Here is a 23,025-nt window from a genome sequence, read left to right on the forward strand (position 1 = left end):
GAAACGTGGAAGAAGGTAGCAAAAAGGAGTAGCTCATGGGCTACTCGTCTTTTAATAAAGCTCGTCCAACTTGTCAGCCATCGCGTAAGCGATATTGCGGCAAGTTTCGAGATCATCGTCTTTCGGGGAGCCGCATGCTTCACAAGCGGGAGCGACTACTTCCCATTTGATCTTTTCGGCGAACTGGTTGAAACGGGGCATTGCACCGCCTGCCCACGCTTTTCCGGCGAAGAATGCTGTTACATGGTTTTTCACGCCCATGTGTTCGAGTTCCGTCAAAAGGGTTTCCATTGTCGGGAAAGCGTTGCCGTTATACGCGCAACTTCCGAAGATTACCCCGCGATAACGGAAAATATCGTTGATAATATATGACGGGTGTGTTTTGGAAGCGTCATGGATTCGGATTTTCTTGATACCTCTCTCTGCGAGGAAACGGGCGATGACATCCGCCATCTTTTCGGTATTCCCGTACATGGAACTGAAGACGATAACAACACCTTTGTCTGTTTCGTATTTGCTCCACTTGTCGTATTTGGCTACAATTTCTGCAATATGCGAACGGCGGATGGGACCGTGGGTGGCACAAACCATGTTGATAGGAAGTCCGCCCAGTTTCTTTAAGGCAGTCTGTGCGGGTTGACCGTATTTACCGACGATGTTGGAGTAATAGCGGCTAATTTCTTCTTCAAGGTAATCCAAATCCAGTTCATCGTCAAAGATACCGCCGTCAAGAGTCCCGAATGCCCCGAAAATATCGCCACTGAACAAGATACCTTCAGTGGATTCGAAAGTTACCATTGTTTCCGGCCAGTGGAGCATGGGCGCCATGTAGAAGTTCAGTTTGTGTTTACCCAAATCAAGAGTGTCACCTTCTTTTACCTCTATAAGATTCTCGTGTACGCCGTAGAAGTTTTTCAGCATGGGGAATGTTTTCGCGTTGCCGATGATTTTCACGTCCGGGTAGTAGCATAACAGGGCTTTGATAGCTCCCGTGTGGTCCGGTTCCATGTGGTTTATCACCAGATAATCCACTTTCCGCCCGTTAAGGAGTTTCTCGATATTCTCGACGTAATCGTCCATTTTGCTTCTTTCGATCGTGTCGATAACAACCACTTTTTCATCCACGATAATATAGGAGTTGTAAGCGACACCTTTGGGAAGAGGCCAATAATTCTCGAAAATATGAGTTCTACGGTCATTGACTCCAATCCAATAAATGTCTTTCTTGATCTCTCTTGCTAAATTCATAGTATATTTTAATTTATGTGATTTACTTTGATTTTCGCGAAAATATGAAAAAAGGCTGTCAATCACTAGGGATGACAGCCTTTTTTTTATAGGTTTTCTCTACCGTGTGATAGAAAGGATTTATTTGATTCCAAGTTTCTTTTTAATATCCTTCGGAATAGAGTTTTTATGCACGATGATGTTCATCGTTTTGTATTTCATGAAAGGATAAGAAGCGTAGAAATATCCCCCGAATTTATTGTACTTGTTCCAAGAGTTCTTTACGATAAAGTAAACTGTACCGTTTTGATCTTTTGCCTTACCGATTACGTGCATACCGTGGTCATCCGTCGTCAGATAGTTGTCAAACTCTTTTTGTCTTAATTCTTGGGTGATTTCTTTTTCCGGGGCAGGTCCTTGTTTGAATGCGTCTGCCGTTTGTTGTCCTTTAGGCATAGCTTCCCATTTGGCAATCTCGGCACCGCTCATCTCTTTCGTGTCGTTGGTCGGTACTACGGCAACTCCCGGGTTAACGGTTTGGAAGCCTTTCTCGCTCACGTCGGAAGCCCACGCGAAAGTGTACCCGTTATCGATAGCGTTGTCCATAACTTTGATTAGTTCATCCAACGGCAAGTTGTATGACAATCCCCACAACCAGTTGTCGGGTACTTCGATAGCGAATTGGGTATAGAACGGGTGGTGAGTGAATGAAGTCAAGCTCACGTAGTCGTCCATGTTCAAACCTACTACCTCGTCAGCGAAGGTTCTCGGGGTATATTCTTTTCCTTTGTATTCGAATTTTTCAGGTTCCGGACCGAGATACGCGTCCAAAATACCTTCATATCCGTTTTTCCACGCGGTACTCAATTTTTTGTTTGAATTTTTGATCACGGCATTGATATATCCGGCAAGAACGTCGTCGATTTCACCGAAAGCGTGATTCGGTTCGCCGTAATTCAATCCCATGTACACGTCCATCGGAACGATACCGTAATTTTTGATCACGTGCATCACGTCGCAAAAAGCTCCACCCACGGCAAAGTTCATGTTACCATGCAAGCGAACGAATTTGTCGGCCTTGTCGCTATATGCGTGTCTTACGATGTACATGGCAGAAAGATCGATAGGCTCTTTACCCATGCGAATCATTTCAGACTCGAAGAAAGAAATTCCTGACCATGACCAGCAAGTACCTGCACGAGCTTGATCTTTTACTGAAGTTGTCGGTAATCTTTTGATATCCGTGAATTGATATCCTTTCGGTTGGTCTTGTTTCGTGTTTTGCGCGTTACCCAAGAAAGATAATGCAAAGACGAAAACAAACATGAATGATGTAATTTTTCTCATTTTGTTGAAGCTTCGATTTATTTGATTAATTAATTATTTCTATTTTTTGAACGCTGCCAAAGATACTATTTTATTGGCAATGTAATCAATCCCTCTCGAGTATTAAGAAAATTTTAAGAGTTGAAAGATTCATCCGGTTGCTCCACTTTTCCCCACAGGTTGATTTTCGAGAGGAATTTATATTTCCGGTTACATACCCAAATGAAAATGATTCCGCACGCGAGCATCACGAGGGTATCCATGTGCGAGGCTTGCGGGTTGATATCCCGGAACAGGGCGTGAGTTTGCAGGGCGGAAGATTCGTGCGTTACGACGATGGATGAAATGACATTGTTTGATAAATGTAATCCCAAGGCGAGTTCAAGACCGTCGTCCATGATGGCCACGAATCCCAGAATCAGTCCCATGAGGATATATTGCGGCATGGCAATCCAGAACCCGAAACGTTCCACCTCGGGATTACTGGCATGAAGCAGTCCGAATATGCAACCCGTGATCAGTAAGGCTACCCACCTGTATTTGAAAAGTAGCACGCTGCCTTGCATGAGGTATCCCCGGAAGATAAATTCTTCAAAGGCGACTTGAAAGGGTATGAATATCAGGATCACGATGCACATCATGAAAAAATTGAACGGTTCGAATTGGAAAACCAAGTTGGAGGTATCACCGAAACCGTATTGCGCACCCAGTAACACGAATGACAGTATCCCCCAAATCAAGGCGCCGAAAAGAGTACGTTTTATATCAAAGCGGTTGCGTCCCGTGAGAATATCCAAGGGTTGTTTGTGATGAAGCCACTTTACGCAAAAAAGTAGAGCGATAACTCCCGCCGTGAAAGTAAACAGCATGAGAGCTAACCCGAGGTTCGTGTTCGTGATAGCTAACAGGTTATTGGCATTTCCCGATAAGGCCGCTTGCGGGTCTTTGAGAATGTAATACAACGCGAGCGGTAAGGATGCCAATTGCACTGCCGCAAAAACGATAATCAACGTGAGCAGGTAAAAATACCATTTGTTGTTTCCTCTGTACGCTTTCTCTAAAAACATAACTGATTAATTTTAGATTTATGATTTTGGATTTATGATTAAAACACCCTCCCCCCTTTGGAGTATTTTTTAAAACTGTTCTTGGACGGTTTTAAGTATATGTTCCAGACTGTACTCGTCGGGAATCAGTACTTGACGGGCTTTACTGCCTTCGAACGGTCCCACGATTCCGGCGGCTTCCAGTTGGTCGATAATTCGTCCGGCACGGTTGTAGCCGATCGAGAAACGACGCTGTATGGATGAAGTCGAGCCTTGCTGTGTGTTCACAACCAGACGGGCAGCTTCCTCGAACAAGGGGTCTTTCATGCCTAGATCTACGTCACTGTTGATACCGTTCTCCGTGTCGGAAACGTACTCGGGAAGCATGTAGGCTTCCGGGTATCCCTGTTGGTCGGCGATAAATTTCGTGACTGCATCCACTTCCGGCGTGTCGACAAAAGCACATTGCACGCGTACCATCTCGCTATCCTTGGAGATCAACATATCTCCCCGACCGATAAGTTGGTTCGCTCCCGGTGAGTCGAGAATCGTGCGCGAGTCTATCATGGAGGCAACCTTAAAGGCTACGCGCGCGGGGAAGTTTGCCTTGATCACACCCGTGATGATATTTGTCGAGGGACGTTGCGTGGCGATGATCATGTGTATTCCCACGGCACGGGCTAATTGTGCTATACGGGCAATCGGTTGTTCCACCTCTTTTCCGGCGGTCATGATCAAGTCGGCAAACTCGTCGACCACGACCACGATATAAGGTAGATAGCGGTGTCCGTTGTTCGGGTTCAGTTGCCGTTTCACGAACTTCTCGTTGTATTCCTTGATATTTCTCACGTGAGCCAGTTTCAACAAGTCGTAACGGCTGTCCATCTCGATACACAACGAGTTGAGCGTGGCGACCACCTTGTCGTTGTCCGTGATGATAGCTTCTTCCGCGTCCGGGAGTTTGGCAAGAAAATGTTTCTCGATGACCGAGTAGATACTTAACTCTACTTTTTTCGGGTCTACCATGACAAACTTCAATTGTGACGGGTGTTTTTTGTACAATAACGAGGTGATAATCGCGTTCAAGCCGACGGATTTACCTTGTCCCGTTGCCCCGGCAACCAAAAGATGGGGCATTTTAGCCAAGTCGAAAGTGTAAGGCTCGTTCGAGATGGTACGGCCTAAGGCGACGGGAAGGGCGTATTTGGATTCTTGGAACTTCTTGGAAGCGATAACACCTCGCATGGAAACGATTTCCGGCTTTTGGTTGGGAACCTCGATGCCGATTGTTCCCGCCCCGGGGATCGGGGCGATAATGCGAATACCTAATGCCGCCAAACTTAAGGCGATGTCATCTTCAAGGTTTTTGATCTTGGAGATCTTGATACCGGGGGCGGGTACAATCTCGTAGAGAGTGACCGTGGGACCGATTGTTGCCTTGATTTTAGTGATTTCTATTTTATATTGCCGTAACGTTTCGACAATGGTGTTCTTGTTCTCTTCCAGTTCCTCGGCGGTTACCTTGGAGGCACTGGAGGCATATTCTTCCAGCAAATCCAGTGGCGGGTACTGGTAATTGGATAAATCCAATGTCGGATCGTATTCCGTGTCCGGCATCAGGTTTTTGGTCAATTGCTCTTCCAGTTTGTCCGCCATGACGGTTAATTCGATATCCTCGGTCGCCGGTGGGGTAATCGTTTCCGTGTCTTGCCTGATGTCCTCGCGGTCTTCGTCGTTCAGCGGTAATTCCACTTGATTGTTGACGGTTACAAGAGGGGTGATTTCTTCCGTGTCGTCCTCTTCGATGGGCTCTTTTTCCGTGACATTGGCATAGAACTCGTCTTCTGTCGGGGCTTCCGTGATGATTTCATTTTCCGGTGACAAGTTTGTGTCCTCGGTTTCGTTTTCCGGCTGTTCTGTTTCCATTTCCCGTTGGGCTGCCGCGGCCTCTCTGGCCATCCTTCTCTCTTCTTTGCGTTGTGCCTTGCGGGCGAAATAAGCCTTGACCATTGTCACGCATTTATTAAAGGCATTTTCAAACCCGAAGAACAGGATAACGGCAAACGATACCAGTAAAAGGAAAAGAGTCCCGATTTCACCGATAAACGAATTTAACCAGAAACACACGAAATAACCGTGTGCCCCGCCGGGGAAGACATAACCGGATGGAACGAAATTGAAGATATATCCTAGTAATAAGGAGATCCAGATGACAAGCACGAAGCTAAGGAGGATTTTCTTCCCGAGGCTTTTCAACGGACGTCCCATGATGCCCAGACCGATGATAAACAGCAGGTAGCAGAATATAAATGAAGACACGCCGAACCAGCGGTTCACGAGCAAGTCGGAGAGATAAGCTCCCAGCTTCCTGCCGGGATTCCCCACGACAATATCTGGATTCGTGACGAGTTCCCGCGTTTCTTTGTCTATCAGGCTTTGATCCATGCCGCCCGTGAAGAAAAAGCCCGCGAGTGACACGAAAAGATAGACGGAAAATAACATGAATATCAACCCTACAACTACACGGGTCCGGGGATCTCTGAGGAAACCAAGGGAAAACGAACCGCGCGTCTTTTCGTTCTTTTTACTGTTTATACGTGTTATCATTTTGAATAGAAATTAATCGAATATCGCAGGTACAAATGTATCTATTTTAGATTTTAGATTTTAGATTTTAGATTTTAAATTTTAGATTTTAGATTGAAATGATGAAAGAATCGACAAATCGGACAGATGAGGATAACTTGCAACTTGTGAACCTGTAACTTGCAACTCGCCGCGGGCGAAACAAGGTTAAGGTATCTTAATTAAGAATTTCTTAATATAGAGTTGGCAAGGATATTGCTAATATTGTAGTATCCAAACAAATTGAATAGTATTTACGTTTAATGAATAAAGGAGATAAAGATATGACCATGAAGAAATCATTAGCGAATTTAGGCTTGGGAGTCATTGGCGGTTGTCTCGCTTTCGTGGCGATAGACGCCTTCCGTGGAGAGAGTGAAAATACGGTTCCGCGAATGGAGATTGCTTCTCCGGCGGCAGTGCGCCCCGTGGCGTTGACTTCCGAAGCCGCGCTTCCCGCGGGAGGTGCCGGTAGCGTCGATCTGAGGGAGGCTGCCAAAAAGACAGTCCCGGCTGTTGTTCATGTCAAAACGGTACAAATGGGACGAGAATATATAGGCAATCCTTTCTGGGATTTTATATACGGGAACGCACCGCGTACACGCGAGGCTCCCCAGAGAATGGGTATAGGCTCGGGGGTAATCGTTTCGGCAGACGGGTATATTATCACGAATAATCACGTGATTGATAATAGCGATAAGATTGTAGTGACCTTGAATGATAAAAAGGAGTACGAGGCACAGGTTGTCGGTACCGATCCGAACACGGATATCGCTTTGTTGAAAGTCGAGGCAACCGGATTGCCTTACCTCGAGTACGCCAATTCGGACGACGTGGAGTTGGGCGAATGGGTGCTGGCGGTAGGTAACCCGTATAATCTGACTTCAACCGTTACGGCGGGTATTATCAGTGCCAAGGCGAGAGAATTGGGTATCAACCGAAACCGGATGAGCCTCGAGTCATTCTTGCAGACGGATGCCGCCGTGAACCCGGGTAATAGCGGGGGAGCGTTGGTGAATGCCAGGGGGGAACTGATCGGTATCAATACGGCGATAGAATCGCCCACGGGTTCCTATTCCGGGTACGCTTTCGCGGTGCCCTCGAATATAGCGAGAAAGATAGTGGGTGACTTGAAAGATTTCGGTACGGTACAACGGGCTATGCTGGGAATTTCAATGCCGAACGAGGAATTGTCACCTTCCGTGGCGAAGAAGTTGGGTATAGAGGAAACGAGCGGTATTTACGTTTTCGAGGCAATCCCTGACGGGGCTGCCGCCAAAGCCGGGATGAAGAAAGGTGACGTGATTAAGGCTATTAACGGTATCGAGGTGAAGACTCGTCCGGAATTTCAGGGACAGTTGGCTAAATACCACCCGGGAGCCACGGTGAAAGTTACCGTGAGTAGGGGAGGCAAGTTGAAGGACCTTGACGTGGTATTGCAGAACACGTATGGCGATGTATCTCTCGTGGATAAGAACTACACGGGTATTTTGGGTGCAACTGTCGAACCGCTGAGCCGTGAAACGCGTTACCGTTACGGTTTGAACGGCGGCGTGCAGATTACCGATATCAAGAACGGTCCGTTTAAAGCGATCGGGCTGGATAAAGGGTATATTATCCTGAAAATTAATAACACGGTTATTTATGATAAGGATGACTTGGTACGGGCACTTAAAACGGCCGAAAACGAGGGTGTTCTTGTGACAACTGTTTCGCCGAGAGGACGCATCGAGTACTATGCTTTACCGCCACAAGATTAAAAAAAGTTAATAATAGAAAGGTGTCGATTTTAACATATTGGTATATGGATAAATTGTTCTACCTTTGCGACATATTTGGGGGAGAATTTAAGAACGACTATGAGACAGCTAAAGATAACGAAATCTATAACGAACAGAGAGAGTGCTTCTCTCGACAAGTACTTGCAGGAGATTGGTAAGGAGGATTTGATTACCGTGGAGGAAGAAGTTGAGTTAGCTCAACGAATCCGCAAGGGTGATCAGAGAGCGTTGGAGAAATTGACGAGGGCGAACTTGAGGTTCGTGGTTTCCGTTGCAAAACAGTACCAGAATCAAGGGTTGAGTTTGCCTGACCTTATCAACGAGGGGAACTTAGGTTTAATCAAAGCAGCTGAGAAATTTGATGAGACGAGGGGATTTAAATTTATCTCCTATGCCGTATGGTGGATTCGTCAGTCTATTTTGCAAGCGTTAGCGGAACAATCGCGTATTGTACGTCTGCCGTTGAACCAAGTAGGCTCACTGAACAAGATCAACAAGGCCTTTTCCCGCTTCGAGCAGGAACATGAACGCCGTCCGTCGCCGGAAGAGTTGGCGGAGACATTGGATTTGCCGGCAGAGAAGGTGGCAGATACCCTACGTGTTTCCGGACGCCATATTTCCGTGGACGCTCCTTTCGTGGAAGGAGAGGACAACAGTTTGCTCGACGTGCTGGTAAACGACGACTCGCCTGTTGCCGACAAAACGTTGATCAACGAATCTCTATCCACCGAGGTGGAACGTGCTTTAGCAACGTTGACTGAACGTGAACGCGATATTATCCGTCTTTTCTTCGGTATCAACTGCCAAGAGATGACTTTGGAGGAAATCGGCGAGAAGTTCGGTTTAACCCGCGAACGTGTTCGCCAGATTAAAGAAAAGGCTATCCGCCGCTTGAGACATTCGTCAAGAAGTAAATTACTGAAAACTTATCTGGGATAAAAGAAAGGTATCCTTTTTTTAGACAAGTTTATAAAAGCATAAAAAAGCCATTCGGGAAGTAAAATCCGGATGGCTTTTTTCATTCTCATAGACTTCTGTAATTTTTTTCTTAACTTTGGAGAATCAATTAAAACTAGAAGAATTATGAAGAAATCATTTTTATTTTTGGCAGATGGATTTGAGGAAGTGGAAGCACTTGGAACGGTAGATGTATTGCGTCGGGGGACGGTAGAGGTAAAGACGGTTTCGATTTCCGGGAAGAAAGAAGTAACGGGAGCGCATGGGGTTCCTGTAGTTGCCGATCTTTTGATAGATGAGGTGAAGGAAGAAGAGGCCGAATTTTTGATTTGTCCGGGAGGGATGCCGGGTGCGAAGAATCTGGGTGACTGTCCGGCTTTAGTGCAATTGATACAAAAGCATTTTGATAAAGGGGGATACGTGGCTGCAATCTGTGCCGCTCCGGCTTTGGTATTGAGTAAGATCAAGATGGACCGGAAACGGCAGATGACTTGTTACCCGGGATTCGAGGAGTATTTACCGGAGGCGGACATGCAACCTCATGGTGTCGTTGTGGATGGAAACCTGATTACAGGCAGAGGTCCGGCGTATACCTTTAAATTCGGTTTGGCAATCCTTGAACAATTGACTTCGAAGAAAGTCGCGGAGGATGTGGCTGCCGGAATGTTACTTGACTAGATGAAGTATTTTATACTTTTCGGGATATGCTGTTTATTTGCCCTGCAAGGGGTGGGACAGGGAACAACACTTGGAACCCGGATCGCACCACCTTCGGGGTATACCAGAATAAACGCGGGGGAAGATTCTTTCGGGGGCTTATCTGAGGAATCTTCCTTTGCGTCCTCGTGGAACCAAGGTCCGTTATTTTGATGGGCGGGAAAAACGGGACACGGGGGTATACTGTGCCGTGGTCGATATGGAGATCGGCAAGCGGGATTTGCAGCAATGTGCGGATGCCGTGATTCGTTTACGGGCGGAATATCTTTACAAGCAAAAAGCGTATGATAAGATACATTTCAATTTCACGAACGGTTTCCGTGCGGACTATGCCAAGTGGGCGGAAGGATATCGGATAAGCGTGAAAGGAAATCAGGTTTCGTGGTACAAGGCGAAAGAAAAGGATTATTCTTACAAGACTTTCCGGGCTTATCTGGATATCGTGTTTGCTTATGCCGGAACATTATCTCTTTCCAAGGAATTGCAGCCCGTACCGGTTTCTTCCATGCGGATCGGGGATGTTCTTATTCAAGGCGGTTCGCCCGGTCATGCCGTGGTTGTGGTGGATATGGCGGAAAACCCTTCTACCGGGGAAAAGCTGTATCTGTTGGCACAAAGTTATATGCCGGCACAGGATATACAGGTATTGAAGAACCCGGGAGAACCCAAAATCTCACCTTGGTATTCTTTGAAATCCACGGGGAATATCATCACTCCCGAGTGGGGATTCACGTCTTCCGATTTGAAACGATTTAAGGAATAATGTGATTATATTTTTCAAAAGCCCCCAATCCGAATAAGGAAAAATCATAGCGTATCGGGTCTATCGGGTCCAGTTCCCGAAGGCGGGCGGTAAGTTCTTCCACGGCTTTGCGGTCGTTCTGGTTGCGGGTGAGCAGACCGAGTTGACGACTGACGTTGCCGGTATGGAGATCCAGCGGGATGAGTAGGGCAGAGGTGGGAATGTTTTTCCATAACCCGAAGTCGACTTCCCCGTCGCGACGAACCATCCAGCGCAGGAACATGTTTACTCTTTTGGCGGCGGAACCTTTGTCCACGTTGGCAATATGGCGTAGTACACGTGGTTCGGCGGGGAGAGAGGTAAAGACGGTATGCCATTCCCGCAAAACGTCGAACATATCCCCGTGTTTCCGGTAGGCTTCCGTGAAGACGTTCTCCAGTCCCCCGCGGTTACGATAGATGTTGGCAAGAGATTGAAGAAAATAGACACAATCATAGCTGTTGAACGTGCGATGTTTGAAGTTACGGAATCGTTCGTAATCAGCGGCGTCGGCGTGCATCACGAAATCGTACGGGGCGTAGTCCATGAGTTGCATGAGTTCCTTGCATTTCTTGATAATCGTGGGGCGTTGTCCCCACGCGAGAGAGGCGGCAAGGAAGCCCGCTATTTCAATATCTTCTTTCTCTTCAAAGCATTTGGGAATCTGGATCGGGTCAGTCTCGATAAAAAATTCCGACTTGTTGTATTCTACGTATTTTTCGTCCAGTAACTGTTTTAATTCCTTGGAAAACATAATCATCAATCGTAAATCGTAAATCTAAAATTTCCCGGCTCTCAGCATCTCCCTTTTTCCCGGTGGTCCCGGAAGACGTTTCAAGCTGAACCCGACTTCCCGTAAGGCTTGTTTAACGATTCCTTTCACGCAATATGTCACCAGAATCCCGTTAGGTTTAAGAGCTTGATAGAATTTGGACAGGATATCCGCGCTCCACAAATGAGGTTGGACATCCGGCGCGAAAGCATCAAAAAATACGATATCGAATTGTTCGGTGAAACAGACGTCTGAAAAGTCGGCCTCGTGTTTATGCAACGTGAAGTAAGGGGTGATTTCAACTTCTTTTTCCCAAGGGGAGCTATGTATCTCTTTGAATAAGGATGCATCTTCCGCGGGGAAAAAAGTCGTGTAGTTCAAATTAGCCAGTTCTTCTTCGGTTAGCGGGTATTTTTCGAAGCTGTGGAACACGACATTCCGTTGGTTATCCTTTGCGTTCAGCAGGGTTAAAAAAGCATTTAACCCGGTACCGAACCCTGCTTCAAGGATGTGGATGCTGTTTTGCCCGTAATACTCGATTCCGGCTTGGATAAAAATATGGCGGGATTCTTGTATCGCGCCGTGGACGGAATGGTAGTGTTCATTCAGTCCCGGTACGTGTAACGTGGTACTCCCGTCTTCCGTTGTGATAATCTCACGGTGCATCATCAGCACAATTCCTGACGTAATAGGTTAGCAAATTCGACGATATCGTTTTCCGTAGTGTCGAACGAGCATACCCATCTCACTTCGGCGGCATCTTCATCCCAAACGTAGAAGAAACATTCGTCTTGCAGTTTTTGGATTTTATCTCTTGGGATAATGGCAAATACTTCGTTGGCTTCCACTTTTTGAGTAAGGGTCACGGAAGGTATTTGTTCCGCTGCGTTTGCGAGGTTCTTGGCCATGGCATTGGAGTGGGCAGCGGCTTTCAACCAAAGGTCATTTTTCAGCACGGCAGAAAATTGTGCGGCGATGAATCTCGTTTTGGAATGCAGTTGCATCAATTGCTTGCGGATATACTTCACCTCTTTCGATATTCGCGTGTTGAAGAAGATTACCGCCTCCCCGAACATCATCCCGTTTTTCGTGCCCCCGAAACTCATGACGTCGATACCGACTTCTTTCGTTATGCTTGCCGGGGAACATCCCAAGTGAGCGATGGCATTTGCCACGCGTGCCCCGTCCATGTGGACGTACATGTCGTGGGCGTGAGCGAAGTCACATATCTCTTTTAATTCGTCACGCGAATAAACGGTTCCTAATTCCGTGCATTGCGTGAGTGAAATCACTTTGGGTTGCACGTGATGTTGGTCACCGAAGTGGTGCATGTGGTTCTGGATTAACCCGACATTCAATTTCCCGTCGAACGTGGGCACGGTCAGTAATTTGCTTCCTGTTTGTTTTTCGATAGCCCCGCATTCGTCCACGTTGATATGTGCTGTTTCGGCACAGATGATGGCGTTGTATGAATGCGTGAAGGCGGACAGGCTCAAGATGTTTGCCCCGGTACCGTTGTACACGAAATATACATCGATGTCTTCCCCGAATATCTCTTTGAAATCGGCAACAGCCTTTTCCGTGTAAGAGTCTTCTCCATAGGAGTGAGCGTGCCCGTAGGCGGATTCTTCCAGTGCTTTGAAAACCTCCGGTAGTACACCTGAAAAGTTGTCGCTACCGAAACCTCTAATACCCATAATTGAACTAATTTATTTATAATTGTTTGGACAAAAATAGTGATTATTTATATTATCGGGAAATAAAATGAGGCTATCTCATTTTTATTTGAGATAGCCTCTGTTATTTTGAATATTGATTGTCTTATCCCAAGAACGATAACAGGATACCGGCGGCAACGGCAGAACCGATAACTCCCGCCACGTTTGGTCCCATGGCATGCATCAGCAGGAAGTTGCCGGGGTTGGCTTCTTGTCCCACGTTTTGTGACACGCGGGCTGCCATCGGAACGGCAGAAACTCCGGCTGAGCCGATCAACGGGTTAATCTTGTTTTTGGTAAACAAGTTCATGAATTTTGCCAGTAATACGCCACCGGCACTACCCATGCTGAACGCCAAAATACCGATTACCAGAATTGCCAACGTCTGGAAATTCAAGAATGCCGCTGCGGTAGTAGTCGCTCCCACGGAAATACCGAGGAATATGGTAGTGATATTCATTAACTCGTTTTGAACGGTTTTACTCAATCGATCCACGACACCGCTTTCACGCATCAGGTTACCCAACATCAAACAACCGATTAGCGGGGCTGCCGATGGCAATAACAAGGACACGAAAATAGTTACCACGATAGGGAACACGATTTTCTCTTTCTTGGAAACTTTACGCAATTGTTTCATCACGATCTCCCGTTCCTTTTGAGTTGTCAACGCTCTCATGATGGGTGGTTGAATCACGGGTACCAGTGCCATGTACGAGTAGGCCGCAACCGCGATAGGACCGAGCAGGCCCGGTGCCAGTTTCGAGGTCAGGTAAATTGCCGTCGGTCCGTCGGCACCCCCGATAATCCCGATGGAACCTGCTTCCGCGTAAGTGAATCCTAACGCGATAGCACCCAAGAAGGTAGCGAAGATACCGATCTGCGCGGCTGCCCCTAGAAGAAAACTTTTCGGGTTTGCCAACAGCGGACCGAAATCGGTCATGGCACCTACGCCGATAAAAATAATACAGGGATATATACCTAACTTAACACCTATATAGATGTAGTCCAATAGCCCGACATTGTTAGCGTCTGCGAAATTTGCCCAATGTATATGCCCACCGTCGAAAAGTTCCGGGTGATACAACCCGGCTCCGGGTAGGTTGGTCAGCAACATACCGAAGGCTATAGGTAATAATAACAAAGGCTCGAATTTTTTCACGATAGCCAAGTAAAACAGTACACATGACACCAGTATCATGACGATACAAAGCCAATTACCGTTTGACAAGTGTGCGAAACCCGTGTCATTTATAAACTTCATTACCTTTTCTCCCATATCAATCTCTTCCGCGCTCGCGCTAAACGGAAGAATGAATAACCCGAGTAATGTCGCTATGCTTAAAAGATATTTCTTTAATTGTTTCATTGTTAACAAGTTTACGATGAATTAAGCCAAATCAACAAGCGAATCCTCTTGGGAAACAGACTGTCCGACAGTCACATGGATAGCCTTCACCTGTCCATCGTTGTTAGCCATGATGTTGTTTTCCATCTTCATCGCTTCCATCACGAGTAAAGTATCACCGCGTTTCACGCGGTCGCCTACTTTCACGTTAATGGCAGAAATCGTACCGGGAAGCGGGGCTTTGATTGAAGTTTTGTTAGATGAAGTGTTGGAGGATGAATGATGTACCAGCGTGGCGGCAGGGATGGCTGCAGCCTTACGAGCAACGGGTGTTGACGTTGTGTTTTTGCTCTCGTAAAGTACATCATATGAAATCCCGTTTACCTCAACAGTAGCCTTGTTATGATCTGTTACGCTCACGGTGACATCGAAATTATTCTCGTCTATAGTGATTTTAAATTTGTTCATAATCTTTAATTGTTACTTGGTAAGATTTCTCATGCTATAAATTTTAGAACTCCACGGGGAATAGCGTCTTTCTACCTCCTGTATCGTGATGACGTGGGGTTCTTCATCATGCGAGTCAAAGTACAGGTGCATTGCCATGGCAATGGCAGCCTGTTCATGTGGCGTCGGATGAGCATCGGTTGTTACCGCGGGTGCCGTAACACTGGGTTGGGGTTTCACTTGGTCTTCCAAACGATCCGTGATTTTTGTTTGTAAATTAATGATCCAAATCAAAATAACCAACAACAAAAACACGGTACCCATCCCTATCCCGGTAACGAGGAGCGCGTAGCCCCAATTGATAGCTAACATGGTCATATCTTAAATTATAAAGGTATATTAGAATGTTTCTTCATCGGGTTGGTAACACGTTTGGTCTGCAATGACTGGAAGGCTCTAATCACGCGGAAGCGAGTGTTACGCGGCTCGATAACATCATCAATATACCCGTAAGAAGCAGCCTTGTACGGGTTGGCAAATGCCGAGTTGTACTCTTCTTCTTTTGTCGCGATGAATTTGGCTTTCTCTTCGGCGTCAGTGATAGCCGCCAACTCCTTACCGTACAACACCTCGATAGCACCCTTGGCTCCCATAACGGCGATTTGTGCCGTCGGCCAAGCGTAGTTGAAGTCACCTCGCAATTGCTTGCATGACATCACGTCGTGAGCCCCACCGTAAGATTTACGCAAAGTCACGGTTACTTTAGGAACGGTAGCTTCCCCGTAAGCGAACATCAGTTTCGCGCCGTGAGTGATGATTCCACCATACTCTTGCACGCGTCCGGGCAAGAATCCCGGCACGTCAACCAACGTTAATACAGGAATATTGAAACAGTCGCAGAAACGCACGAAACGTGCAGCCTTGCGTGATGATTCTATATCAAGCACCCCGGCATAGAAGTTCGGTTGATTGGCGATAACCCCGACAGAACGTCCTCCCATGCGGCAGAAACCGACAATAATATTGCGGGCATAACGTTTGTGTACTTCAAGGAATTTGCCGTTATCCACGATAGCCTCGATAACCTCCATCATGTTGTACGGGTGGTTCGGGTTGTCCGGTATCAAGCTGTTCAGCTTGTCTTCCAAACGGTCGATAGGATCATTGCATATCACCATGGGAGCCTCTTCCAAGTTGTTGGAAGGTAAATAAGACAATAAATCGCGAATAGTAGCGATCCCTTCTTCTTCGTTCTCCGCCAAGAAGTGAGAAACACCGGATTTGGTAGAATGAACTTCAGCACCTCCCAGTTCTTCCGTACTGATGTCTTCTCCCGTTACGGTTTTTACTACTTTAGGTCCGGTCACGAACATGTAGGACGATTGATCGGTCATCAGGATGAAGTCCGTCAACGCGGGAGAATACACCGCACCTCCGGCGCAAGGACCGAAAATGGCGGATATCTGGGGAATTACTCCCGAGGCCAAAATATTGCGTTCAAAAATTTCAGCATACCCGGCCAAAGAGTTTACACCCTCTTGAATACGGGCACCACCGGAATCGTTCAACCCGATAATCGGGGCACCCACGGTCATGGCTTTATCCATAACCTTACAAATTTTTTGTGCCAACATTTCGGAAAGAGCACCGCCGAAGACCGTGAAATCTTGGGCAAACACGAACACGAGGCGTCCGTCGATAGTACCTTGTCCGGTAACGACACCGTCGCCCAAGAATTTGGTTTTCTCCATGCCGAAGTTGTAACAACGGTGTGTTACGAACATGTCAAACTCCTCGAAACTATCTTCATCCAGCAACATGGCGATTCTTTCCCGCGCGGTATATTTCCCTTTTTTGTGTTGGGATTCGATACGCTTTTCACCCCCTCCAAGTTTTGCCTGAACTCGTAAGTCGATTAATTCTTTGACTTTATCTTGATTTGTCATATTGTCATGATTTATGTGAGGCCGTTCATTAAAATTATTTTGTTCCGCAAAGTTCAGTCAATACTCTGAATGTTGATTTCGGGTGAAGGAATCCGATTCTCAATCCTTCAGCACCTCCGCGCGGAGCTTTGTCGATCAGTTGACAGCCGGCGGCTTGAGCGTCATTTAATGCTGCTTGAACATCTTCTACTGCAAACGCGATGTGATGCATACCACCACCGTTTTTTTCCACGAATTTACCGATAGGACCCTCGGGGTCTGTAGATTCGAGTAATTCGATCTTAGTTTGTCCTACCTTGAAGAAAGCGGTTTTAACTTTTTGATCTTTTACTTCTTCGATAGCGTAACATTCCAATCCTAAAACGTTTTCATAATACGGGATTGCTTCATCTAAGCTGGCAACTGCGATGCCGATGTGTTCAATATGTGTCGGTTTCATAACAAAAAAACATTAAAGTTATATATTATATTATAATCATTTAGCATATAATTGACGCAACTTTCACAAGGATATTCCTTGTTAGATAATCAAAGCGCGAAACTACTCATTGTTATTGCGATTTTCAAGTAAAAGCGATAAATAATTTCAAAAAAAAAGAGTTTATACTTGTTTTAAATAAAGAGGGGATAACCTATGTGGTCGAATTGCGTAAAACTTGTAGTTTTTTGAACGAATATTAGGGATAAATCTAAAATATTGAAGTTATGAGCAAGCAAAAATTAGTAGTTTTTATTATCGCGATTATCGGTATGATCGCCACTTTTTTACCGTGGTACGAGATGGGAAATTCGGGTATGATTATGGGATACCGGACATCCGGTTGGTTCACGTTTATTATGTTCGCTTTGGCATTCCTGTTCGGGCTGCGCGGAAAGCAAAAAAACGATATGACCGGGGGATTGTTATATTTGGCTTCGATATTTTCCTTGCTTGCCGCTTTCGCGGTGATGTGGCAATTGATTGCTCTCGGGTTGAACAAGGAAGGAGCCCAGATGACTGTTGCCGGAAATATGATGGCACAACAGACACGGGTCCTTTACGGTGCTTATCAGGTATTGATCGCCGGAATATGTTTGCCGTTCGGGGCATTTTTGTTCAGGAATAAAAAAGTGGCACGTTAAATTGATTTTAAATACAGCTACCCGTGGGGCGAAGTCTTATACTTGATTGTGCAATGTACTACCCATGATTATAGGGTATATCCCATATAAGTGGTTCTTTAAATATACTTTATAGGGTAAATCTTCTATTATACTCCCATGAAACTTCCATCTATACTCTATCGCGATAAAAAATGGATGGTGTTTTATTTGGAATTGTATGAAATTTGTGGTATGAAAAGTACCTGTTGTATTTATTCACGATAATTATTCGGGATTGTAATTCCTTGTGTACACACCGAGTCTTGAAGATATACTCCCTCGGTTTACGACAAATGAGAATATCAATAGATTCAGGGATTTAAAAGATTGCCGAACGGGTAATTAAATTTTAAATTTAAAATCTAAAATTAGTAGGTTGTGACATTGAAAAAAAATTTCTACCTTGTCAACTCGTTTTTGCAGGAAAAAATTAATAATTAAATAATACAGATATGTTTGATAAAAACGTGTATATCAATAGAAGAAAGAGACTTATCGAGAAGATGAGCGGTGGTTTAGTGTTAATACTCGGCAACGAGGAAGCGCCGGCAAATTATCCGTCGAACACGTATAAATTTCGTCAGGATAGTTCTTTCCTTTATTTCTTCGGTTTGAATCACCCGGGGTTTGCCGGGTTGATGGACGTGGATTCCGGGGAAACCTGTCTGTTCGGGAATGACGTGGATATGGACGACATCATCTGGATGGGACCGCAACCGAGCGTGAAGGAACTGGCCGCCGGAGTCGGCGTCACTCAATCGGCTCCTTTCGCTAAATTGGCTGATGTGCTGAAGGAAGCGATCGGGAAAGGTCGTAAAATTCATTTCCTGCCGCCTTATCGCTATCATAATATGTTGTTGCTCGAGGATTTGTTGGGCATCAATCATTCTCTATTGAAAAGTTACGCGTCGTTGGAATTGATCAAGGCTGTCGTGTCTTTGCGTTCCGTGAAGGAAGAGTGCGAGATAGAGCAGATAAATCTGGCCTGTAACATCGGTTACGAGATGCACGTCGCTGCCATGAAACACGCTTTGGCGGGACAGAAAGAGCAGTATATCGCCGGGTTGATCGAGGGAATTGCCGCTTCGTACGGGAGTATGGTTTCTTTCCCCGTGATTCTTTCCCAGAATGGCGAAACGTTGCACAATCACGATCATAGTAAAACGTTGACCGTGGGACGGATGATGCTGACGGATGCCGGCGCGGAGAACAACATGAATTATTGTTCGGACTTTACGCGTACGGTTCCCGTGGGTGGCAGATTTGACCAACGGCAGAAGGACGTGTACAATATCGTGTTGGCTTGTAACAACAAAGCGATGGAAATTGCCCGTCCGGGAGTAACTTACCAACACGTGCATCTTGAAGTTTGTAAAGTGTTGGCTCAAGGTTTGAAGGATTTGGGATTGATGAAGGGTGACGTGAATGCCGCTGTTGCCGCGGGGGCGCACGCTTTGTTTATGCCCCACGGTTTGGGACACATGATGGGATTGGATGTTCATGACATGGAAGATTTGGGACAGATTTATGTCGGGTACGATGATGTAACCCGTCCGATTGACCAGTTCGGTACTTCTTCTTTGCGCATGGGACGGGAGTTGCAACCGGGATTCGTGGTAACGGACGAGCCGGGGTGTTATTTTATTCCCGCTTTGATAGACCAATGGAGAGAACAGGGATTGCATCAAGAGTTCCTCGTGTATGATAAGATCGAAACGTATAAAGATTTCGGCGGTATCCGTTTGGAGGATGATATTCTGATCACGAAGGACGGGTGCAAATGCATGGGTGACCGTCGTGCCCCGATCACGGTAGAGGAAGTTGAGAACACGATTAATGGGTAATGGATAAAAAAGTAAGGTAATGAGATTTGTAGTATCAAGTAGTAGTTTTTTGACGAGGTTGCAGGCGGTGAGCAAGGTGATTAGTGGAAAGCCCGCGCAACCGATTTTGGATAATATTTTATTGGTCGCTAAAGACGATACGCTTTACGCGACGGCTTCCGACAAGGAAACCACGATGGAGGCGAAGGTGGAGTTGGAGAATCTGGAAACCCCGGGGAGTATCACTATTCCTGCCAAGTTGTTGCTGGATATCTTAAAAGAGTTCCCCGAACAACCTTTGACGTTCGATATTAATACCGGAACGAACGAGGTGAAGATTATCTCGGACAAGGGAGAATTTTCAGTTCCGGGCGAGAGTGCCGAGGATTACCCGGTGCAGTCTGCCATGAGCGAGGGGGTGACCTCGATTAATACCAATTGCGGTATGTTGCTGGAGGGTATTACCCGCACGGTTTTCGCCACCGCTAATGATGACCTGCGTCCGGTGATGAATTGTATTCTGGTCGAGATGAACGCGGATAATTTCACGTTCGTGGCTTCGGACGCTCACAAGCTGGTACGTTACAAACGGTTTGACGCCAAGACGGACGGGGATCAATTCTCTTTGATATTGCCGAAGAAACCGTCTTTGCTGTTGAAGAATATCTTGCCGAAGGACGAGAGTGAATTGCAATTGCAGTTCAACGAGAAGATGGCTTGCTTCACGTTCGGGAATTACAAGATGGTTTGTACGCTGGTAGAGGGACGTTTCCCGAACTACAATTCCGTGATCCCGCAGAATAACCCGAAGAAGATTATTATCGAGAAGAAAGAGTTGTATAATTCGTTGAGACGGGTATCCGTGATGGCTAATCAGGCAAGCAATCTCGTGAAGTTGGATTTGAGTAACAACACGATCGTGATTTCCGCGCAGGATGTGGATTACGCTATGTCCGGACACGAGACGATCACTTGCCAGTACGAAGGCGACGAGATGGCTATCGGCTTTAAATCTCCTTTCGTGCAGGAAATCCTGTCCAATTTGAACACGGAGTCTTTGGTACTTGAATTGTCCGATCCGAGTCGTCCCGGTTTGTTCTTGCCTTACGAGAATGATAACGAGAACGAGGATTTGTTGATGTTGTTGATGCCGATGATGGTTTAATAATTTTAGATTTAAGATTTTAGATTTAAGATTTCCCCTTGTGCGGGCTTGCGCTTTGGACGTTGTGGTGAGATTTATAATCTGAAATCTTAAATTTTAAATCAAAAATTGATAACTTGGAATTAAAATTGAATAACCCGATCGTGTTCTTTGATTTGGAAACGACGGGTATTAATATCGCGAAGGACAGGATCGTGGAGATTTCTGTTCTGAAAGTGATGCCGAACGGGAAAGAGGAGCAGAAGACGGTACGCGTGAACCCGGGGATGCACATTCCGGAACAGGCTTCAGCTATTCACGGGATATATGACGAGGACGTGAAGGATTGCCCGACATTTAAGGAGATTGCCAAGGATTTGGCTCGCTTTATCGAGGGGTGTGATTTGGGTGGATACAATTCAAATCGTTTTGATATTCCTTTGTTGGCGGAGGAGTTCTTGCGTGTGGACGTGGATTTCGATATGCGGAAACGCAAGTTCGTTGACGTGCAGACAATTTTCCACAAGATGGAACAGCGTACGTTGAGTGCGGCATACCGTTTCTATTGCGATAAAAATTTGGACGACGCGCATACGGCTGCCGCCGATACGACAGCTACTTACGAGGTGTTGAAAGCCCAGTTGGACCGGTATCAGGACACGTTGGAGAATGATATCGCTTTCTTGAGTAAGTTTTCGACGCAGAATAACACGGCGGATTTTGCCGGGTTTATCGTGTATAACGAGGATGGGGTAGAGGTCTTTAATTTCGGTAAAAATAAAGGCGTACCCGTGGTTCAAGTCTTGAAAGAGCAACCCGGTTATTTCGCGTGGATGCTGAACGGGGAGTTTCCGTTGTACACGAAAAAGATTCTGACGGAGATTCGGTTGAGGACGGCGGGGTTGGTGAAGTAATGTCCATATAATTATTAGTATAAAAAAGAAGGCTATTTTTATAGTCTTCTTTTTTTTGGGGCAGGGCTATTTTTATTGTATTTGCGGTTCTCGTGAAATAGTCGTGTTGCTTGATGAACCTTGTCCGCTTTTTTCCGTATATGTGTCAGGTAAAGTGATTAATAGGTGGGGTTAGATTGTGGGGTTGGGGATTTTGGCATAATCCTTGCTGTATAGCCTATTGTTGGAATGATTTATAATTAAATAGTCAATGGATTTATGAGATTTACATGGATGGTTTGCATGATACCTGCTTTTTTGTGGGCGGGGTGTAAAGGGAAAAAGGAGACGTATCAGGATATTGTTCGTCCCGTGAGAGTTGTGAACGTGGAGTCGTTGGGGGCGATTAATAAGTTGTACACGGGAGTGGTGGAAGCCGAAGAATATAGTAATCTGGCATTTAAGTTATCGGGGCCGCTGGTGGCAATGAACGTGGACGAGGGGCAGAAGGTGAAGAAAGGACAAGTGATTGCCGCGGTAGACCCGTTGGATTACAAGTTGCAATACGAGGCGAATAAGGCGGCTTATTTGACGGCAAAATCTCAGTTGGAGCGGAACAAGAGGTTGTTGTCCATGCAGGCTATTTCCAAGCAGGAATACGAGATTGCGGAAGCGAATTATATAAAAGGGAAGTCCGCTTACGAGACTTCTGCCAATACATTAGAGGATACCAAATTGCGGGCTCCTTTTGACGGGTTCGTGGAGAAGAAGTTCGTGGAGAATTACCAGAAAGTGATGCCCGGCGAGTCGATTATCAAGCTGGTGAACCCGAATAAGTTGGCAGTAGGTTTTACATTGCCGGAAACGAGTGTCGATTTGACTCGCACGCCGATGACGGTAACCGTGGAGTTTGACACGTACAAGGGGATTTGGTTCAAGGCGAGGGTGAAGGAATTTATAGACGCTTCTCCCGACGGGACGGGTATTCCCGTGAAACTGGTGATTGATGACAGTCGTTTTTCTCGTGACATTCATAATATTTATCCCGGTTTCTCTTGCAAGGTGAACTTGAAGATCGAAACGGCGGAGGGCGATGGTTATATCGTGCCGATGAGTGCGTTGTTCAAGAATCCGACGACGAACGCGACTTCCGTGTGGGTGTATGATCCTAAAACCGAAACGGTGAAGAGCAAGACGGTTGAGATCGGACAATTGTTCGGGAGTGACAAGATAATGGTACAGAAGGGACTCGCGAACGAGGATATTATTGTCGTTGCCGGGGTGAATTATATCACGGAAGGACAGAAAGTAAAGCTGTTAAAATAAAGGGG

Annotated in this window: 20 protein-coding genes and 1 pseudogene; 9 read left to right on the plus strand and 12 right to left on the minus strand. The window is 46.0% G+C overall.

All coding sequences use genetic code 11. The features are described 5' to 3' along the window. Window positions 1–51 precede the first annotated feature (51 nt). The 4 genes from ACK8P8_RS00120 to ACK8P8_RS00135 all read right to left on the minus strand — a co-directional run bounded on the left by ACK8P8_RS00120 (window position 52) and on the right by ACK8P8_RS00135 (window position 6,206). A complete protein-coding gene (locus tag ACK8P8_RS00120; protein WP_369859897.1) occupies window positions 52–1,248 on the minus strand; it encodes an FprA family A-type flavoprotein in 1,197 nt (398 codons plus the stop codon). Window positions 1,249–1,368: 120 nt separating this feature from the next. After that, entirely contained in the window at window positions 1,369–2,574 is a 1,206-nt protein-coding gene (locus ACK8P8_RS00125; protein ID WP_176555106.1) for a C1 family peptidase, read from the minus strand. 113 nt (window positions 2,575–2,687) lie between these two features. Next, a complete protein-coding gene (locus ACK8P8_RS00130) occupies window positions 2,688–3,620 on the minus strand; it encodes a CPBP family intramembrane glutamic endopeptidase (RefSeq protein ID WP_369859898.1) in 933 nt (310 codons plus the stop codon). A 69-nt stretch (window positions 3,621–3,689) separates the two neighbouring features. Continuing rightward, entirely contained in the window at window positions 3,690–6,206 is a 2,517-nt protein-coding gene (locus ACK8P8_RS00135; RefSeq protein WP_369859899.1) for an FtsK/SpoIIIE family DNA translocase, read from the minus strand. A gap of 308 nt (window positions 6,207–6,514) precedes the next feature. Here ACK8P8_RS00135 and ACK8P8_RS00140 point away from each other — a divergent pair, with 308 nt between their 5' ends. From ACK8P8_RS00140 to ACK8P8_RS00155, 4 genes and pseudogenes are all read left to right on the plus strand, one after another. Then, window positions 6,515–7,984, plus strand: coding sequence for a trypsin-like peptidase domain-containing protein (locus ACK8P8_RS00140; protein WP_369859900.1), 1,470 nt, complete (start codon window positions 6,515–6,517; stop codon window positions 7,982–7,984). Between the two features lie 99 nt (window positions 7,985–8,083). Further along, window positions 8,084–8,944 carry a sigma-70 family RNA polymerase sigma factor gene (locus ACK8P8_RS00145; RefSeq protein ID WP_026207779.1) on the plus strand — a complete coding sequence of 287 codons (861 nt, stop codon included), beginning with the start codon at window positions 8,084–8,086 and terminating at the stop codon, window positions 8,942–8,944. Between the two features lie 144 nt (window positions 8,945–9,088). Then, on the plus strand, window positions 9,089–9,640 hold the full coding sequence (locus ACK8P8_RS00150) for a DJ-1 family glyoxalase III (protein WP_099293115.1): 552 nt from the start codon (window positions 9,089–9,091) through the stop codon (window positions 9,638–9,640). Further along, window positions 9,641–10,442: pseudogene (locus tag ACK8P8_RS00155) on the plus strand (DUF4846 domain-containing protein). Here ACK8P8_RS00155 and ACK8P8_RS00160 read toward each other — a convergent pair. The 8 genes from ACK8P8_RS00160 to mce form a co-directional block, all read right to left on the minus strand. Further along, window positions 10,432–11,214: a TIGR02757 family protein gene (locus tag ACK8P8_RS00160; RefSeq protein WP_099294654.1), complete on the minus strand. Its 783-nt coding sequence runs from the start codon at window positions 11,212–11,214 to the stop codon at window positions 10,432–10,434. The pseudogene ACK8P8_RS00155 and the gene ACK8P8_RS00160 sit on opposite strands and share 11 nt — an antisense overlap. A gap of 24 nt (window positions 11,215–11,238) precedes the next feature. Further along, complete coding sequence (mnmC2, locus tag ACK8P8_RS00165) at window positions 11,239–11,901, minus strand: tRNA (5-methylaminomethyl-2-thiouridine)(34)-methyltransferase MnmC2 (protein ID WP_366842333.1); 663 nt, start codon at window positions 11,899–11,901, stop codon at window positions 11,239–11,241. Then, window positions 11,901–12,923, minus strand: coding sequence for a threonine aldolase family protein (locus ACK8P8_RS00170; protein WP_317198022.1), 1,023 nt, complete (start codon window positions 12,921–12,923; stop codon window positions 11,901–11,903). Before ACK8P8_RS00170 ends, mnmC2 begins: the two co-directional genes overlap by 1 nt. Window positions 12,924–13,053: 130 nt before the next feature. Further along, a complete protein-coding gene (locus tag ACK8P8_RS00175; protein WP_099293107.1) occupies window positions 13,054–14,319 on the minus strand; it encodes a sodium ion-translocating decarboxylase subunit beta in 1,266 nt (421 codons plus the stop codon). Window positions 14,320–14,340: 21 nt separating this feature from the next. Beyond that, entirely contained in the window at window positions 14,341–14,766 is a 426-nt protein-coding gene (locus ACK8P8_RS00180; RefSeq protein WP_099293105.1) for an acyl-CoA carboxylase biotin carboxyl carrier protein subunit, read from the minus strand. A gap of 12 nt (window positions 14,767–14,778) precedes the next feature. Further along, the gene (locus ACK8P8_RS00185) at window positions 14,779–15,117 is read right to left on the minus strand and encodes an OadG family protein (protein ID WP_176555103.1); all 339 of its coding nucleotides are present in this window, start codon (window positions 15,115–15,117) and stop codon (window positions 14,779–14,781) included. A 14-nt stretch (window positions 15,118–15,131) separates the two neighbouring features. Then, window positions 15,132–16,691 carry an acyl-CoA carboxylase subunit beta gene (locus tag ACK8P8_RS00190; RefSeq protein WP_369859901.1) on the minus strand — a complete coding sequence of 520 codons (1,560 nt, stop codon included), beginning with the start codon at window positions 16,689–16,691 and terminating at the stop codon, window positions 15,132–15,134. Window positions 16,692–16,725: 34 nt separating this feature from the next. Beyond that, a complete protein-coding gene (gene mce, locus ACK8P8_RS00195) occupies window positions 16,726–17,130 on the minus strand; it encodes a methylmalonyl-CoA epimerase (RefSeq protein ID WP_099294652.1) in 405 nt (134 codons plus the stop codon). A 266-nt stretch (window positions 17,131–17,396) separates the two neighbouring features. Between mce and ACK8P8_RS00200 the strand changes: the two genes are divergently transcribed. The 5 genes from ACK8P8_RS00200 (at window position 17,397) to ACK8P8_RS00220 (ending at window position 23,020) form a co-directional block, all read left to right on the plus strand. Further along, window positions 17,397–17,813, plus strand: a complete 417-nt coding sequence (locus ACK8P8_RS00200; RefSeq protein ID WP_099293099.1) for a hypothetical protein — start codon at window positions 17,397–17,399, stop codon at window positions 17,811–17,813. A gap of 473 nt (window positions 17,814–18,286) precedes the next feature. Further along, on the plus strand, window positions 18,287–19,678 hold the full coding sequence (locus ACK8P8_RS00205) for an aminopeptidase P family protein (RefSeq protein WP_186975796.1): 1,392 nt from the start codon (window positions 18,287–18,289) through the stop codon (window positions 19,676–19,678). 19 nt (window positions 19,679–19,697) lie between these two features. Beyond that, window positions 19,698–20,822, plus strand: coding sequence for a DNA polymerase III subunit beta (dnaN, locus tag ACK8P8_RS00210; protein WP_099293095.1), 1,125 nt, complete (start codon window positions 19,698–19,700; stop codon window positions 20,820–20,822). A 116-nt stretch (window positions 20,823–20,938) separates the two neighbouring features. Further along, window positions 20,939–21,715, plus strand: coding sequence for a 3'-5' exonuclease (locus ACK8P8_RS00215; RefSeq protein ID WP_099293093.1), 777 nt, complete (start codon window positions 20,939–20,941; stop codon window positions 21,713–21,715). Between the two features lie 258 nt (window positions 21,716–21,973). Continuing rightward, window positions 21,974–23,020 carry an efflux RND transporter periplasmic adaptor subunit gene (locus ACK8P8_RS00220; protein WP_227215565.1) on the plus strand — a complete coding sequence of 349 codons (1,047 nt, stop codon included), beginning with the start codon at window positions 21,974–21,976 and terminating at the stop codon, window positions 23,018–23,020. The last annotated feature ends 5 nt before the right edge of the window (window positions 23,021–23,025 follow it).

Source organism: Butyricimonas muris (assembly GCF_046365375.1).
Lineage (GTDB): Bacteria > Bacteroidota > Bacteroidia > Bacteroidales > Marinifilaceae > Butyricimonas > Butyricimonas muris.